Annotated in this window: 10 protein-coding genes and 2 pseudogenes; 10 read left to right on the top strand and 2 right to left on the bottom strand. The window is 40.3% G+C overall.

The window, feature by feature from the left end:
- Window positions 1-64: 64 nt before the first annotated feature.
- From ACFQS8_RS15120 to ACFQS8_RS15075, 10 genes are all read left to right on the top strand, one after another.
- Complete coding sequence (locus ACFQS8_RS15120; RefSeq protein WP_382168914.1) at window positions 65-1,291, top strand: transglutaminase-like cysteine peptidase; 1,227 nt, start codon at window positions 65-67, stop codon at window positions 1,289-1,291.
- Between the two features lie 396 nt (window positions 1,292-1,687).
- Window positions 1,688-2,416: a sugar transferase gene (locus tag ACFQS8_RS15115; RefSeq protein ID WP_382168912.1), complete on the top strand. Its 729-nt coding sequence runs from the start codon at window positions 1,688-1,690 to the stop codon at window positions 2,414-2,416.
- 38 nt (window positions 2,417-2,454) lie between these two features.
- Window positions 2,455-3,684: a WcaI family glycosyltransferase gene (locus ACFQS8_RS15110; RefSeq protein WP_382169208.1), complete on the top strand. Its 1,230-nt coding sequence runs from the start codon at window positions 2,455-2,457 to the stop codon at window positions 3,682-3,684.
- 1 nt (window position 3,685) lies between these two features.
- A complete protein-coding gene (locus tag ACFQS8_RS15105; RefSeq protein ID WP_382168910.1) occupies window positions 3,686-4,981 on the top strand; it encodes a lipopolysaccharide biosynthesis protein in 1,296 nt (431 codons plus the stop codon).
- Between the two features lie 57 nt (window positions 4,982-5,038).
- Window positions 5,039-6,199 (top strand): O-antigen ligase family protein, encoded by a 1,161-nt coding sequence (locus ACFQS8_RS15100; RefSeq protein WP_382168908.1) that lies wholly within the window; start codon window positions 5,039-5,041, stop codon window positions 6,197-6,199.
- 540 nt (window positions 6,200-6,739) lie between these two features.
- Window positions 6,740-7,840, top strand: coding sequence for a glycosyltransferase (locus tag ACFQS8_RS15095; protein WP_382168906.1), 1,101 nt, complete (start codon window positions 6,740-6,742; stop codon window positions 7,838-7,840).
- A gap of 21 nt (window positions 7,841-7,861) precedes the next feature.
- Complete coding sequence (locus ACFQS8_RS15090) at window positions 7,862-9,007, top strand: polysaccharide pyruvyl transferase family protein (RefSeq protein WP_382168904.1); 1,146 nt, start codon at window positions 7,862-7,864, stop codon at window positions 9,005-9,007.
- Window positions 9,007-9,579, top strand: a complete 573-nt coding sequence (locus tag ACFQS8_RS15085) for an LbetaH domain-containing protein (protein ID WP_382168902.1) — start codon at window positions 9,007-9,009, stop codon at window positions 9,577-9,579. Before ACFQS8_RS15090 ends, ACFQS8_RS15085 begins: the two co-directional genes overlap by 1 nt.
- 44 nt (window positions 9,580-9,623) lie before the next feature.
- A complete protein-coding gene (locus ACFQS8_RS15080; RefSeq protein WP_382168900.1) occupies window positions 9,624-10,598 on the top strand; it encodes a nitroreductase family protein in 975 nt (324 codons plus the stop codon).
- Window positions 10,591-11,511: a glycosyltransferase family 2 protein gene (locus ACFQS8_RS15075; RefSeq protein WP_382168897.1), complete on the top strand. Its 921-nt coding sequence runs from the start codon at window positions 10,591-10,593 to the stop codon at window positions 11,509-11,511. Before ACFQS8_RS15080 ends, ACFQS8_RS15075 begins: the two co-directional genes overlap by 8 nt.
- Window positions 11,512-11,747: 236 nt before the next feature.
- On the opposite strand, the pseudogene ACFQS8_RS15070 reads toward ACFQS8_RS15075, so the two are convergent.
- Both ACFQS8_RS15070 and ACFQS8_RS15065 read right to left on the bottom strand, forming a co-directional pair.
- Window positions 11,748-12,104, bottom strand: a pseudogene (locus ACFQS8_RS15070) (integrase core domain-containing protein); the annotation flags it as partial.
- 27 nt (window positions 12,105-12,131) lie between these two features.
- Window positions 12,132-12,964, bottom strand: a pseudogene (locus ACFQS8_RS15065) (IS3 family transposase); the annotation flags it as partial.

The following is a 12,964-nucleotide window of genomic DNA, read 5'->3' as shown; positions in this document are numbered from 1 at the left end:
CTCGTGTAGCCGTAATATAAAAATATTTGTTGTAAATTTTAGGTCACAAACGCGGAGAACAGCGGTGGACCAAAATTTATTCAAGACCATAGCTATAGGGGTAACTCTATGGGTAGGAGGGTGTGCATCCACGCCTTCCAATATATTATCAGATCGTGTTGGCTCTATTATTGAGGTAACTGAACTTAAAGCAAATGCGCCCAACGGCGTGAAGGCATTTTGCCTAGAGCATAAGGATCAGTGCGGTGAATCTCTATTTGAGGATAGAGGCGCAAGGGTTGAAAAGGTTCGTGTATCGACCGGTGGAACAAGTGAGCAGGTAGAGCTGAACGCAAAAGATATGTTTCAGGCTATGATGCAGCAAAGATTAGATGATCTTAAAATCAAAGTTGAAACGTCTCAAGATTTGGTGCCGGCTGGTATTGTGCCGCAAACTACAAAAATAAAAATGCAGCACATCTCTGTGAATGAGGAAGGTTTAGCCACGCGTCCAAACGCAAAGGCTAAGGATCTTTTCCAAGGCATGATGCAGCAACGACTAGATGAGCTTAAGCGTCTAGATTCTCAACCGCAAAATGTTAGCAGGGAAGTTATGACTGCTCACTTGGCAAAGGCTTTGTTTAAAGTCAACGCCAATATAAATAAGCGTATATGGCCTTCAACAGATACTATTACATATGGCGCTGATGATAAGTGGGCTATGCCTTTAACCTACCCTGGCCAAGATGTGGGGGCGAGGGGGGATTGTGAAGATTATGTATTGGAGAAAAGGCGTAAATTGGAGTTGCTAGGCGTTGATCGAAAGTCTTTGCCGATTGCCGTTGTAAAAAATACGCGTGTAGGCATACATGCAGTCTTGCTTGTGCGTACATCTCAAGGGGATATTGTTCTTGATAACCTAAATTCCAATCCCGTATTTGTGGATGAGACAGACTATGAATTCGTTGCGTTGCAGGCATCATCAAGTCTGCATGATTGGTCTGTTGCGAAAAGGGGTAAACTAGCTGCGCTGCCAATAGAGGATGATGCGGGTGTGGGGGCTAACTCAACACAGCGAGGGATGCAGGCAATTTCGCGGGGAAATGAAGAGATAGCGGGCGTAGGTGCTGAACAATCAGGTTTGTCTCATAAGGAGACAATATCACGTGCCGAAGACTTTTTTCGCAATGGTATTGAAGTGCGACCTGTCGATATAGTGAGATATTTATCTCGACCTGTTAGCAGTATCGTTTCTGTCGAACCCTTTTGGGGGATGTTATCTGAGTCTGTAAGTGCAGTCGGCGACGTTTAACGCTTAATTTTCACTATAGTATAAACTGGGAGCGCTCTATAAAGAGAAGATTGCACTCTAGATATGTATTTTAAACAAAAAAGCAGTCGTGTATTTGTGTGTTTCGTACTTATACAAGAATAGATATTCTTTTTTCTTTCGAAAAACAAGTCTAGTTTAGGGTGGTATGCCTAATTATGCGCGGCTAAATAGCATAGCTGCAATGCAATCATGCATATCTCGTCGTTAAATTGTGGAAAGCAGACGAGAACTAGAGATTTTGGTCTTGTTTTTACTTGTCGTTAAGATCTAGCTTCGGTATAGAAAAAGTCTAATTACGTTGTTTACGTCATAACTTTTGTCTAGATGGCACGTGTTTTGGATAAACAAAGGTGTAATTCTGGACTGGGGGATCTTATGCTGCGTTATATTCCGGACAATGAACAATGTAATGTGTCGAATGAATGCTATTACATCCATGAGGGATCTAATAGGCGGCCGGTTGTCGCGCCTTCTAATGCTAATAAAACAAATTATAAAAAATCAGCTGGTGAGAAGCCGATTGGCGGAAAAGTTAAACGGTGTTTTGATTTTTCATTGGCTTTGCTTTTATTGTTATTTCTCTCTCCATTTATGGTGATGATTTGGGCTTTTGTAAGGCTGGAAAGCAAGGGCCCTGGTTTGTTTAAGCAGGCAAGAGGGGGCGTTCATGGTAAGGCGTTTGAAATTTATAAATTTCGTACAATGCGTCAACATGATGCTAGCTTTAAGCAAGCGGTCCGAGGTGATGAGAGAATTACAAGGCTTGGTCGTTTTTTACGTAAAACCTCTATAGATGAGCTGCCTCAGCTTTTGAATGTATTAAAGGGGGAAATGTCCCTTGTGGGGCCGCGCCCTCATGTCGTTGCGCATGACGCAGAATTCATGGCTTTTGATAGTCGATATGCACTTCGTTTTCAGGCGCGCCCTGGTGTAACCGGCCTTGCTCAAGTGTCAGGTTCTAGAGGGCCCACTGATACCGAAGAATTAAAGCTAAAACGTATTGAGCTGGATTTAGATTATGTTGAGGGATGGTCTCATAAAAAAGATTTTTATGTTTTGATCAAAACTGCCTGTCTTGTTTTGTTTGATAATAAAGCTTTTTGAAGACCCCATTTACTACTCAAATAACAGATACCCTTATAATGAAGATACTCATCCTGGGCCTAAACTACGCGCCCGAAAAAGTAGGCATAGCTGTATACACAACTGGCATGGCTGAGGCCTTAGTGGAAAAGGGTCATGATGTTCGTGTAGTAGCTGGGCGCCCATATTACCCTGGTTGGAAAATAATGGATGGTCATACTGGGTGGACTTATAAAAAGAGTACAGAAAATGGGGTAAAAGTTACGCGCTGTCCTCACTATGTTCCAAAAAATCCTTCCGGTCTGAAACGAATTTTGCACCATTTTAGTTTTCGAATTTGGTCTTTCTTTCCAATGTTAAAGGCAGCTTTGTTTTGGAAGCCGGATATTGTTTTGGCGGTGGCTCCATCCTTAATAGCTGCTCCAGTCGCTACGTTTGTGGCTAAGCTATGTGGCGCTAAGACTTGGCTTCACGTGCAAGATTTTGAGGTTGAGGCAGCATTTGCTACTGGGCTTTTGAAAGGTGAGAGTTCAATTGGAAGACTAGCTCGCGGGTTTGAGAATAAGGCTATTCAAAATTTTGATAAAGTCAGCTCCATATCCCCGCAAATGTGCGCCAAACTCATTAAAGAAAAGGGTGTTCCGGAAGACGCAGTTTACGAGTTTAGAAATTGGGCAGATGTGGATGTGATAAAGCCGCTGGACCGCCCATCTAAATATCGGGAAGAGTGGAATATTACGACGGAACATGTCGCATTATATTCAGGGAATATAGCGAACAAACAAGGCATAAAAATTATAGTTCAAGCTGCAAAGCAACTTGCTCATCGCAAAGATCTAACTTTTGTGATTTGCGGTGAGGGCCCCAATCGGAAGAATTTGCGTCAAGCAGCAGAAGGGCTCGATAATATAAAATTTTTTGATTTGCAGCCAAAAGAAAATTTGAATGAACTGATGAACTTGGCGACGATCCATATGTTGCCACAAATAAAGGGGGCTGCTGACTTGGTGTTGCCTTCGAAGTTAACAAATATGCTGGCCTCGGGCCGCCCTGTTGTAGCAACGACTATGGGAAATACAGGACTTGCCAACGAAATTTTCAAATGTGGAATAATTACTGAACCTGAAAATGTAGCAGAATTTGTAGTAGCTCTAGAACAACTGTTGAATGATAAAATTCAATATGCTGACTTTGCTAAATCTGCGCGTTTAAGGGCTGAAGAAACGTGGAGTGGTTCAGCGATCTTAAATGCTTTTGAATGCAAGTTATCGTTGCGACATCGAGAATAATATGAGTGTCTCAAAGCGCATTTTTAGCGGTTCAATAGTAAATAGTGCTGGCATTCTTATGAATGCTTTTGTTCAGCTACTATCATTTCCTATTTTGGTAGCAAGTTGGGGTGTAGAACAATTTGGTGTTTGGGTATTGCTAACAACAATACCGACTTATCTAGCACTTACGGATTTAGGATTTATACAAGCCCTGACAGCTGATATGGCATTAAAAGCTGCAAAAGACTTGAAGAAAGAGGCACTTGGAGCTTTTCAAAGTGTATTTTGGCTTTTTATTGCTATTTCGGTTGGTGTAATATTTATCTCTTTTTGTATATTTAATTTGCATCACTTCGTGCCTGATCGATTTCAATCGGAAATTATTTTAAGGTATGGCGAAATACTGTTTTGGCTAGCAGTTTATTCAATGTTGACATTGGTTTCACGTATTCCGCTTGCGGGATTTTGTTCGACAGGAAACTATGCCATTGGCACATTTGTATACGATTTGATGGTGAACACCTGCAATATATGTATGTTGATGGTTGTCTTTTTTGGTGGGGGGGGGGTTACAAGTGCCGTGATAACTCTTCTGGTCGGTCGAATATTGAATACAGTGTTATTCTATTGGTTTATGCGCTATCGAATTAATTGGTTGTATTATAATATCGATCACGCAACTATTGGCGAAATTAAAAGGCTGTTTAAGCCTGCTGTATCGGCCATGCTTATCCCACTATCGACTGCTATAAATTTGCAAGGCATAGTGTTGGTAATTGGGTATGTTTTGTCGCCAGCGGCTGTTGCAATATATCAACCCGTTCGTACAGCGAGTCGCTTAGCCATTCAGGTGGTGGGTATAGTCAACCGTGCAACAATGCCAGAAATCGCTGCAGCCACAGCAAAAAAGTCTGAAGAAACACTTAAAAAAATCAGGAAGCTGAACTTTAATCTTGTGATATTTTTATTATTGCCGGGCGGAATATTATTTGCGATCTGTGGGGCAGACTTTGTTGAATTGTGGAGTGCAGGGCAGATTAAGCCAGATAGATTATTCGTTTTTTTTATGGCTTTAGCAACGGTGTTTCACGGTATCTGGTACCTTTATTCCAATGTATTGCTTGCAACGAATTCTCATGTTGTGTTCGCTAAGTATCCTATTTTATGCGCAATTGGGGGGGGCGTGTTGACGTTGTGTTTGGCCGATGCTTTGCAGCTGACAGGAGTTGGAATTGCGCTTGCGGTAGCGGAGGGGAGCGCTGCAATAATTATATTGGTGCATATAAACAAGATGATACCAACAAAGCCCCAGTAATGTGCCTTAGTAAATAGACATGTGCATTGGCTGCTCACCTCTTAGAAAGTGGATGGAATGATTTCAAAGTTTTTTATGTTGCTGAGAATTCCAGTGCTTATTGGGGTGTTGGATAGTTCGAACTACATCATGTATCTGGCGAACATTAATAACACACTGTATTACAGTATAATTGTAATTGCAAAGGCCGCAATCCTAGTTGCTTTTTCATCCAAATACATAAAGCGAATGAAACGGATGATGCCAGAATCTATGTTTCTGTGCTTGACGATGATTGGCTTAGCGTCCTCTATTTTTCTATATGATGTAGAATTATTAGCAATCATTCAGTATTGTATGTTCTTCTTCTCGCTATTCTTGACGCTTCTTTTTGTTAGAAGTGATATCCGTGGTTATGCTAGTGGTGTTGCTGTTTCAGGGTTTTTGATCTTGGCGGTGTATATACCACTAGTTCATTTAGGAAAAATAGATAATCACTACGGACGGTTCCTCTTTTTAGGAGATATGCATCCAAATTTAGGTGGTGAGATTTTAGCGACTGTTCTGATTTTATCTTCATTTTGTTTAAGGTTTAAATCATTCACCTTTTTATTCTTGAGTATATTTTATGCTTGTATGCTGATGCAGTCTCGGTCTTCACTTCTTGCAATTATGATTTGTTGGGTGCTTTATTGCGTTAGATTGATAATTCAACGAAAAGGCTTGAAGACAGCTGTTCTGCTATTCGGGGTTGGGGTGATATTAGTGCCTACTGTAGTTCTGATTGGTGTTGTATCAGTTCCAACAGTGGGCGACTTTGTAACAGGTTTTTTTGCTGATAAAATTTTTTTAGTTAGTAACGAATATAGAGGAGGTGGTACGGGGCTGAGTGGGCGTGATCACCACTGGGCGGTATCGTTAGAATTGTTTGCGGATCACCCATTTTGGGGTGTTGGCATTGATTACCCCGCGAGATTGAACGTGCTTCAGCCACATAACTGGTTTTTGTATTCGATAACTCAGTTTGGTTTAGTTGGGGTTTTCCTTTGTCTTTTTGTATTGGCGCAGTTTATTATTGTACTTAAAAGGAGCATGAACTATACAGTAGTTCTAATCCCGCTATTATTAATGATGCTTATAAACGATAGGTTTATGAACCTGAATATTTATCCATTTGGGTTATACGTTATATTATTTTCCATTGGGTCTGGAAGGACTCATCAACTGAAACGTCAATAGAAAAAATTATTATTGAGCTAAAATTACATCAAATCTCATTGGCCTCTGCATACTCTGAAATTTTAGAGTATGAAACGCCAGAGGAATTAGCTTCTGTATTATTACGAATAGTACTAAACTCAGAAAAATATAAGTTTAAAGTGTAAGCTATATTGCTGAGGAGGGGGGGGGCAGCTTGGGTGATCTGTTTCTAATGTAGATAACTTAAAACATATAGTTATTCTAACTAGCCCTGAAGAGGTTCCGCGTATAGTTACAAAAAGTTATGAATATGACTACATATATTTTCAGGAATTCGCTGGAGCGCAAGTGTTAAGATTGGCATTGGTCATTACATTAAGTTAATATGAAGATTTGGCTTATTTTGTGAACCAAGAGGCATGGATAGTTTTAAGGGCAAGCTCAAACTTGCCCTTTCTTGGGTAACTGAAAGTAATATACGACGAAGGGCTGACATTGTTTTGGCAATAGTTCATCCCGGTTCGTCTTGGTTTATGTGGGCTGGTTATAATAAATGAATATTCATAGGCGGACGGTGAAGTGTTAATTTCAGAAATATATTTATGGGGACGCGAATATAACCCACATTTGGTACCGATCGTTGATGCATTGTCTAAAAATAGGGGCGTCGGGAAAGTTGTATATATTGTTGAGAGCATGATGCCAGAATCGCGAATATCTCAAGGCTTATCGTCTTCTTTTCCTGAGAATTACTTAGAAAGTTTAAGTGATGGTCAGGTTGAAAATGTGATAAAAAATTCTAGCCCTGATTCTATTCATATATTCGCCGGTTTGCGTAGGGTTCCATGTATAGTGTTGGGAATAAAGCTTGCTTCAAAATATAAGAGAATGTTTGGAATCATTCAGGAGCCGAGGGTTTTGGAGGGGATCTCTGGCAAAATAAGACTAGCTCAATCCATATTGAATGAAGGGAATATTCGGAAAAAAGCCCGCTTTATTTTAGCAATCGGAGAGCATGGCCCCCGATGGTTCAAACTGGCTGGCTATAATAGTGAGTTAATTTTTCCTTTTGCGTATTTTTTAGAACCATCGACTTTGCAAGTTAGAGAAAAAACAAACCTGAAAGTTCGTGTTGGTTTTGTCGGTCGATTAGAAGTATTAAAAGGGTTCGATTTGTTCTTGTCGGCTGCAGAATGTTTAGATGCGAATTATGAGATACACATCGCTGGAAAAGGTAGTTTAGGTTCAGAAATCGAACAGTATAAAAATCCTAGTTCCTCAAACATTCATTTCCATGGTGTTGTGCCATCTAACATGATGGGAGACTTTATGAGCTCAATAGATATTTTGGTTTTACCTTCTATAACGACAGATGATGGTTGGGGTGCGGTTGTAAGTGAGGCCTTATTTCAAGGTTGTTACCCTGTTGTTAGTAATAGAGTTGGGGCGTCCATGATGTTGAGAGATCCGAACAATGGAGCTGTAATTCCGTGGGGAGATACAGAAAGCATCGTTCAGTCTATTAAGCTAGCGAACGAAAAAGGATACTTATCATCGCAAAATAGAAAACAGCGCGAGCAATGGGCGCGAGACGTTTTAAGCGCAGAGTTCGGTGCTGCTTATTTATTAGAGATCTTTAGTAATTGTTTTGGAAATGCGCCAAAACCGATCTGGTTTTGATTTGAAATTTGGAGAGTTACGTTGCGAATTGGGATTTTAACTTATCACTTCAGTGAGAATTTTGGTGCGCTGATGCAAGCCTATGGCTTGCGTCAATGGTTGGTCGAGCAGGGGCATGATGCGGACTTTATCAATTATCATCCTCGTTATGTGGAGGAGGGGGGGAGCTTCGTAAATATTTACTCGCCTAAACAGTTTAAAGCCAACCTAAAGATTGCTTTCTTAATATATTCAAGAATTAGAAAAAGTTTAGTTGGGAATAAAAAACAACTAAAACTATTTGCGGAATTCCATCGAGATGTCTTGGGGGTGACCGGTTCACGTTTAGAAACTTTAAAAGAATTAGAAAACTATCTCCTGAATCCAATACATAAATTCGACGCTATTATTTGTGGAAGTGATCAAATTTGGAACCCGTCTGATCAGCGAGGGTTAGATCCGGCTTATTTTGCCGCTATTAGTGATAGCGATATTGGTAAAAGAATAATGTATGCTCCAAGTTTTGGACGCGCTTCTCTTGACCCTATATATAATGAAACAGTTGCCACGTATGTAAATTCCATCGACGGTTTGTCAGTAAGGGAGGAGAGTGGAGTCAAAATATTGAAGGACATTACAGGAAGGGATGCTGATTGTGTGCCAGATCCAGCAATCCTTTTAGGTGATTTTAGTTCTTTGATAAAAGTAGCTGAACCTGTTAGGTCTGATCACGTATTTTGTTATGCTCTGCGTTCAGGTGGTGGTATCACGCAAGCTGCTAATATAGTTGCCAACGAACTCAAAACGGAAGTTGTGTCCCCTTATAATGTACATAGACGTTGGAAGGAGATCGGTTCAACTGTATATCCATCGCCAGCGGGCTGGGTATCTTTGATAAATAGCTCCTCCTTTGTGGTTACCAACTCCTTTCATGGCACAGTTTTAAGTATTTTACTTCAGAAGCCCTTTATCGTAGTTGGCCTGCCTGGTGCAAAAGGAAAATTAAATGAAAGAGCCAGAGATTTACTTGAAAAACTAGGGTTAGCAGATCGTCTGATTGCAGCTGAAGACTATGACCAAGCAAAAGTACTTGTTAAAAAACAAATTAATTGGGAATCCGTGTCGGTGAAGCTAGCAGATATGCAAAAAGTCGGCAGAAATTATTTAAAAAATCAATTGGATTTCTAATGCAATCTTCGCAAGACTTTTCGAAGTATAAATATAGGGACACCTTAACAAAAAGCAGTAAAGCTTTGAGGGCAATTTGGTTGGTTGTTTGGATTGTATTCTTTCGACCCTCACCGCGGTTTATGTTTAATGGCTGGAGAGTCTTTTTATTAAAACTATTTGGTGCAAAAATCGGCTCAGGATCAAAGATATCAGCTACTTGTTTTGTATGGGCTCCTTGGAACTTGGAAGTGGGGAAATATTCGGTACTTGGTGACAATGTTGATTGTTATTCGATGGATAAAATAGTAATCGGATCTAAAGTGGCAGTCAGCCAAAGGTCTTTTTTATGTACAGGCTCGCATGATATTTCCAGTTTAAAACGCCCGCTCCTCACGAAGCCAATTGTAATTCAAGACCATGTTTGGGTGGCTGCAGAATCTATGATTATGCCTGGCGTCACAATTCACACAGGTAGTGTGGTTGGGGCTAGATCGCTCGTCACAAAAGATTTGCAAGAGTGGATGGTTTGTGTTGGCAATCCATGTATGCCTATTCAAAAAAGAAAAATTAGTGAAGCCGAAACATCTTAACATCAACTAATTGTTAGGTGCTGGGAAATTGGGGATATTAGTAGATGTTGAAAAAATTGAACAAATTTGTTTGGTTCTTCACCCTCTTTGGTGGAGATAGATGGAGATATATAAAATACTGTAGTATTTCACCAGTATGCGACAAGCAAAAAGCGTTGTATTACAAAATAATTATCGAAACGCACTCTTTAGAAAAGGGGCTATCTGTTGCTCATACCCGTCCCGGCTTTGGTAAATCTAAAATAAATTACCTCATCGATGCACTATCAAAATATGATGTTGCTTTTGGAGCATTTCCTGTTGAAAAAACACTAGGTACACTTCAGGCGTATTATGATTTTCATACTCAAATTAATTTTGAAGATAAGATTCTGGATAAGGTCAGCCAAACTTTAAAAAAACATGAGAAGAAAGTGTCTTTAAATGGTGGTTTAAGAGAGTTTGAAGCACCATTAAAACTAGGCAGTCAAAAAGTTGGTAGTGATCTGCTGAAATCTCGTTTTAGTAGTCGAGTTTACTCTGAAGAAAAACTAACAGAACAAGAAGTGGAAAATCTTGTTCGTATAGCACAACAAGCCCCGTCTCAATGTAATAGACAAGCTACAAAAGCATATTTTTTCAACGATATAAACAAAATTCGGGAGCTGCTTTCTTTGCAAGCGGGAGCCGGAGGCTTCAATCAAGATGTCAGTAACTTATTCTTAATTACATCGGAATTATCTGCTTGGGGCGGTGCTCAACAACGAAACCAACCCTATGTGGATGGTGCATTATTTTCCATGGCCTTACTATATTCATGTCATGCAAATGACATAGTAAGCTGTCCTTTAAATTTGGCAATCACTCATAAAACATCTGACCAAATTAAGAAAGTTGCTAACGTAAACAAAGACGAAGTATTGATTATGATGATAGCGGTAGGGAAACCGCCTAAAGATATTTTGACACTAAAAGTAGCAAAATCTGCTCGTCGACCTGTATCTGAAATACTTGTATTTAACGGAGCGAAAAATGAGTAATAACAATTGTTCTGTTATAATTTTAACTTATAATGAAGAGCAACACATTCAAAGGTGCATTGAATCCGTCCAGTCTTTTGCCTCAAATATTTTTGTAATTGACTCTTTTTCTAAAGATAAGACTGTTGAAATAGCAAAATCTTTAGGCGCTACAGTGCTCCAAAACCCTTGGACCAACTATTCTAAGCAATTTCAATGGGGGTTGGACAATGCTCCTATAACAAGTGATTGGATTATGCGGTTAGACGCTGATGAAATCATTGAAACAGATTTAGCCAAGAAAATACGCAATAGGTTACCTCAACTCAAAGAGAATGTGGTGGGGATAAATATTGATAGAAAGCACATCTTTCTAGGTAAATGGATTAAACACGGTGGACGTTATCCTCTCACATTATTACGGATATGGCGTCGCGGAAAAGGTCGCATCGAAGACCGTTGGATGGATGAGCACATTGTTGTAAAAGGTGGCAAAACAATCAAAATCAGCGGCGGATTTTCTGATTGCAACCTAAACGATATCACTTTCTTTACAACTAAACATAATCACTATGCTACACGTGAAGCCATTGACGTACTTAACCAAAAGTACGCGCTATTTGAACGTGATGAAGACCTAACCGAGGGGAATACACCGAAGCAAGCAGCATCAAAACGGGGGTTCAAAGAAAAGCTATATAACAAGTTGCCATTTTGGGTTGGGCCTTTCGTGTATTTTCTATATCGCTATTTCTTGCAGTTTGGTTTCCTCGATGGACGTGAAGGTTTGATCTATCACTTCTTGCAGGGCTTCTGGTATCGCTTCCTAGTTGGAGCAAAAATATATGAGTATGAAAGAGAGCTGATCAAGGTATCGGATAGATCTGCTATGCTTAAAAAGCTCGAAGAAATGACCGGTCATAAGCTAAGGTAACTCAACTTCATATTTTTCAAGTGACGTGATTTTTCCTTTTTGCGTGCGTATGTGTGTGTTTGCTAAATCCGGGTTGATAACGGCCCTAAATACATCAGTGCGACACTCCAATTATGGGCGCAAAAGCACGCAATTGAAATCAAGTATATCCAGCTAGGGAAACGAACTGACTTGAGACCCAAGTTTCATCCAGTTATTCGTATCAATTCGTCATTATTATCTAGGCCTCAAGCAGCCTAGTTTTGCAAGTTTGATTTGAAAGCATATTCATTAGGTGTGAGATTACCTAGTGATGAGTGTGGTCTGTTTTTGTTGTAATCCTCCTTCCATTTTGTGATTTCATATTGGGCATGACGAAGAGATGAGAAAAGTGTCTCGTTTAAGCATTCATCTCGAAAGCTACCGTTGAAACTCTCGACGAACCCATTCTGCATTAGCTTGCCTGGCGCAATATAATGCCAGTTGATTTGCGTATCCTGACACCATTTCAAGATGGCAGTGCTCGACATTTCAGTTCCGTTGTCAGACACAATTGTGTGAGGCTTACCACGTCGTGTGTTGATCGCATTGAGTTCTCGTGCTGTAATCCCCCCATATTTAACGGGGTTTGATAGTAGAATTCACGTCACCATTGTTAACTTCATGGCGGGTGTTATGCCGCCAAGGCCCATATGAGGGCGTTCATTGTTATAAGTCCAGAGCCAATTGGTAGCATATTGTTGTACCTCTTGGATTGTTTCAAAGATGTACTGCCCCAACCATTCTTGCCGGACAGTACGGTTGTATCGCTCAATATAGGCGTTCTGTGTTGGTTTCCCTGGCTGGATATACTTGATTTCAATTCCATGCTTTTGCGCCCATAATTGGAGCGTAGCACTGATGTATTCTGGGCCATTATCTACACGAATAAAATCAGGTTTTCCGCGCCATTCCAGAACTTGCTCCAAGCAACGTACAACGCGTGTTGATGGAAGCGATAAATCGACTTCAATTGCGAGACCTTCACGATTAAAATCGTCAATGATATTGAGCGTTCGAAAACGACGACCGTCTTCAAGTTGATCTGACATAAAATCCATAGACCAAACTTGATTAGGCTGGTCTGGGATTGCCAAAGTTTGAGGTTTCTGGCGTGTTATGCGGCGTTTGCGCGGGCGTATCCGCAAGTTCAGCTCCAAAGCTCTATAAATGCGATAAACACGTTTGTGGTTCCATTTAAAGCCTTTTACATTACGTAGATATAAAAAGCATAAGCCAAAGCCCAACTGCGATATGCGCCGGTTAGCTTTATCAACCAATCAGCGATCTGTGTGTTTTCGTCACTTAGTAAGCGACAATAACGAAAGCAGGTCTGACTAATCTGAAAAGTGCGACAGGCTAGAGCGATACTGACATTGTGTTTATTGATTGCTCTTCGAGCCATCTTCCTACGTTGAGATGGCTGAACTACTTT

This window comes from Hirschia litorea, assembly GCF_042665075.1.
Taxonomy (GTDB): Bacteria; Pseudomonadota; Alphaproteobacteria; order Caulobacterales; family Hyphomonadaceae; genus Hirschia; species Hirschia litorea.
This window is presented reverse-complemented; position numbering and strand designations above follow the sequence as displayed.

What these genes read in the sequence shown, in the direction of transcription:
- ACFQS8_RS15080 (WP_382168900.1), top strand. Translation starts at nt 9,624, where the DNA reads ATGTTGAAAAAATTGAACAAATTTGTTTGGTTCTTCACCCTCTTTGGT.
- ACFQS8_RS15110 (WP_382169208.1), top strand. Translation starts at nt 2,455, where the DNA reads ATGAAGATACTCATCCTGGGCCTAAACTACGCGCCCGAAAAAGTAGGC.
- ACFQS8_RS15105 (WP_382168910.1), top strand. Translation starts at nt 3,686, where the DNA reads ATGAGTGTCTCAAAGCGCATTTTTAGCGGTTCAATAGTAAATAGTGCT.
- ACFQS8_RS15075 (WP_382168897.1), top strand. Translation starts at nt 10,591, where the DNA reads ATGAGTAATAACAATTGTTCTGTTATAATTTTAACTTATAATGAAGAG.
- ACFQS8_RS15085 (WP_382168902.1), top strand. Translation starts at nt 9,007, where the DNA reads ATGCAATCTTCGCAAGACTTTTCGAAGTATAAATATAGGGACACCTTA.
- ACFQS8_RS15100 (WP_382168908.1), top strand. Translation starts at nt 5,039, where the DNA reads ATGATTTCAAAGTTTTTTATGTTGCTGAGAATTCCAGTGCTTATTGGG.
- ACFQS8_RS15115 (WP_382168912.1), top strand. Translation starts at nt 1,688, where the DNA reads ATGCTGCGTTATATTCCGGACAATGAACAATGTAATGTGTCGAATGAA.